Source organism: Cohnella sp. GCM10020058, assembly GCF_042683485.1.
Taxonomy (GTDB): domain Bacteria; phylum Bacillota; class Bacilli; order Paenibacillales; family Paenibacillaceae; genus Cohnella.
Genome location: NZ_JBHUJV010000033.1, coordinates 1 through 3,091 on the forward strand (window position 1 = coordinate 1; position 3,091 = coordinate 3,091).

At 53.7% G+C, this 3,091-nt stretch carries 4 protein-coding genes; all 4 read left to right on the forward strand.

Features of this window, described 5'->3' with window-relative positions:
* Nucleotides 1-36: 36 nt before the first annotated feature.
* A complete protein-coding gene (locus tag ACFSR7_RS36160) occupies nucleotides 37-1,989 on the forward strand; it encodes a phage tail spike protein (protein WP_378169562.1) in 1,953 nt (650 codons plus the stop codon).
* A 47-nt stretch (nucleotides 1,990-2,036) separates the two neighbouring features.
* The gene (locus ACFSR7_RS36165; protein ID WP_378169564.1) at nucleotides 2,037-2,513 is read left to right on the forward strand and encodes a stalk domain-containing protein; all 477 of its coding nucleotides are present in this window, start codon (nucleotides 2,037-2,039) and stop codon (nucleotides 2,511-2,513) included.
* A 54-nt stretch (nucleotides 2,514-2,567) separates the two neighbouring features.
* Nucleotides 2,568-2,819 (forward strand): hypothetical protein, encoded by a 252-nt coding sequence (locus ACFSR7_RS36170; RefSeq protein ID WP_378169566.1) that lies wholly within the window; start codon nucleotides 2,568-2,570, stop codon nucleotides 2,817-2,819.
* A 33-nt stretch (nucleotides 2,820-2,852) separates the two neighbouring features.
* Nucleotides 2,853-3,091, forward strand: a 239-nt coding sequence (locus ACFSR7_RS36175) for a hypothetical protein (RefSeq protein ID WP_378169567.1), incomplete at its 3' end; no start/stop codon positions are given.

The window sequence follows — 3,091 nt, forward strand, 5'->3', positions numbered from 1 at the left end:
TATCTATCGCGATAAATACGTTTAAGGGATGAGCCTATGAGAGACGACAAGCGCAGCCGCCTTGAAATATGGACGAGCGCCGGGAGGTTCGGCATCCTGGCGAACGCATTTAATGTCCGCGTCCGCGAGGTGCTGAACGCAGAGTACTATGTCACGTTCACCTATCCCCGCGAGGAGGGCGACGAACGTTACGATGCACTGTACGAGGACAACGACGTCGTATTCCCCTCCGATGTCGAGCGCGGGCAGCGTTTCCGAATAAGGAACGTCCAAGAGGTGCGCGACGGGCTCAAGCTGTACAAGCTCGTCGAGGCGCACCACATCGCGTTTAGCCTGGGCGATTACTTCCTGGACTCCTATATCGACTTCGCTGCAGCCAAGACGATTGTGGAGATGCTGGGCATCCTGGGCGCAGACACGCCGTACACCTTCGCCGTCGAGGGCGCATTCGCCGCACAGGACATTTGGGAATGGGGCGAGGACAAGAAAATTAACCTGCTGCAGCAGCTCCGCACGCTGTACAATGCCGAGTTGTCCTTCAACAATTACGAGATCACGCTCACGACGCGCGCGGGCGGGAACTACGGCGCCCGGGTCCGGTATCAGCACAACATGAAGGGCATCAAGCGAACGAGCCACAACATGGAGCAGGTGACGCGGCTCTATGGCTACGGTAAAGACGGCCTTACGATCGAGGGCTACGGCGGCCGCACGGTGAAGTACATCGATTCTCCATACTTCGATCCGGCGCGGCCGAAGATGGGAAAGGTCGAATTTGCTGACATCGACGATCAGGGAAAGTTGTTGCAGGAAATGCAAAAGTATCTTGCCAAGTACGAGCAGCCTAATGTTTCCTACGACGTTGATTTCGTGCAACTCGAGAAGATTGACCCTGACTTCCGTGCGGAGAGGATCCGCGGCGCCGGTGACACGGTGACGGTGAGGGACGACGTCCTCGGATACAGCTTCGACGCGCGCGTACAGGAGTTCGAGCGGTACCCGTTCGAGAAGAAGAGCGGCAACGTTATCCTTTCAAACTTCCGGCAGCTCACGACGGCAGACTATATCTTCAGTGCGACGGTCGGCAGCAAGAAGGCCATGGAGTACACGTCCAGGAATGCAGTCCTCAAGGGCGTCAAGTACGACGATAGCCTGACGCTCGTCGACGGCTTGGGGCTCAAGGTGACGGACGATCATAACGCGGAGCGCGTGCGGCTGGGACAGATCGGACCGGGCATCTACGGCTTGTGGGTATCAGGCGGCGCCATCCAGATCGGCGGCGGGCTACCGGATTCGCAAATCTCAGGAGCGGCGAGTTGGAATGGCAAAACGACGCTGCTGACGAGCGGCGGCATTTATACGGGAGTTGTGCAGGCGGACCAGATTAACGCGAACAGCTTGTCCGCAATATCTGCGAACCTGGGCACCATTACGGCCGGATCGATTTACGGGGCATATATCAACGGCACCACTATTGATGGTGGGACGATCACGGGGGCGCTCATTCGGACATCGGCTACCTATCCGCAAGCGGTAATGTCGGCGGCCGGGACCATGGGTTTTTATACAAGTGCATCTAATTATGCGATTTTTCAATCCAACAATCCGACATATGGATCACCAGCATTACGATTTGAAAATGGCTCGACTTCCTTTTTGCTTACCGCAGCAACTTCGTTCATTAACATTCAGACGGTTGGAGACTTTGGTATTTCCTCGACAGGAACGCTGGACCTTTATGGCGGGACAAATGTCCGAGTGCCTTCATGGGCAAAATTGGTTAGTCAAGCAGAGAATCAGAGTATTGGCGCTGCCCTAAGTGGCAAGGCGAACACCTCGCATACGCATTCAATCAGCGACATCACGGGATTGCAGACCGCTCTGGACGCAAGAGCTGTAAACATGGTTTACGACAGCACCGGAAAACTACTTAAGCTTTATGCGGCCAGTGGTGCATTGCTTGCAAGCGTGAATATAGCAGGTTCCTAATTTTGGTGGTATACTGTCCACAAAATGCCACGATTAGGAGCGATATTATGCGCAAAGGTTTTATTGTCGGGACGTTGTTCGGCGCCGCGCTTATGTTAGGAGTTCAAGCGGGGGCGGCGAGCCTGACGGGCTCAAAGGTGGCCGGGACGAAGGACGTCACACTTAACGGAAAAACTGTAGGACAGGCGGCAATTATCAATAACAGCAGCTATTTGCCGGTTCGGGCGATGTCCGATTCGCTCGGACTGGGGATAGACTTGTCAGGGGGCAAGATCAATTTGACAGAGCCTTCTAAAGAGGTGAATAAGCCAGTAACTGAGACCGACCCGGCGGATACTGTTGAATCTCTAACCTCTCAAATCAATTTAACCAAATCAAGAATTGTTTTTCTAGAGAATTGGTTGTCCCAAAAGCAAGGTATTGCCACGGAAAGCGAGATTATCCAAACAAAGGCGAGTTTACAGGATTTCCGGGATCAGTTGGCGATAATGGAACTCAAGCTTCAGAAACTGCAAAACCGATAACAAAAGGGTCCGCTATTTGGCGGGCTCTTTATTTTATCCAAGGGAGAGAATCGAATGAAAGTGACAAATGTATGGAAGCTTGAAGCCGATCCGACTCAACCAGTCGTTGAAGTAAGGAACCTGATCGTAGCTTACCTGCGCACGCATCCGGGATCTGAGGTGAAGATTCTGGAAGCGATCCGCGACGAAGTGAGTGTTGCCATCGAGCAGTTTCAGCAGCCACCAACAAAGGCAGCCGCGCCGACACCCGCCCGAGCGCCCCATTTCAGGAATCCTCGCAAGAAACAACGCCCTAACCGGCGATGATATATAACCATTTGGCGGAGGCGGTGCGCGGCAATGAATGAAGATTTAAACCAAGTCGAAAAGCTGGCGCAGCTGGCCGAAAAGTACGGCGTCGCCCTGATCTTTGCGGTCGTTTTTTTGGTGGCGATGCTCTATGTCATGCGCCTGGTCTTGACTGGGAAGCTTGTACCGCGGTCGCTCTTTGATAAGGTCGAGCAGGACCGGGACGAGCTGCTGACGGCGCTTATCGAACAAAAAGATACGTATCGTTCTATTGCGGGCGTGGTAAGTAA

Excerpts from the sequence above, each read along its gene's own strand:
- ACFSR7_RS36160 (WP_378169562.1), top strand. The coding sequence starts at position 37 with ATGAGAGACGACAAGCGCAGCCGCCTTGAAATATGGACGAGCGCCGGG.
- ACFSR7_RS36165 (WP_378169564.1), top strand. The coding sequence starts at position 2,037 with ATGCGCAAAGGTTTTATTGTCGGGACGTTGTTCGGCGCCGCGCTTATG.
- ACFSR7_RS36170 (WP_378169566.1), top strand. The coding sequence starts at position 2,568 with ATGAAAGTGACAAATGTATGGAAGCTTGAAGCCGATCCGACTCAACCA.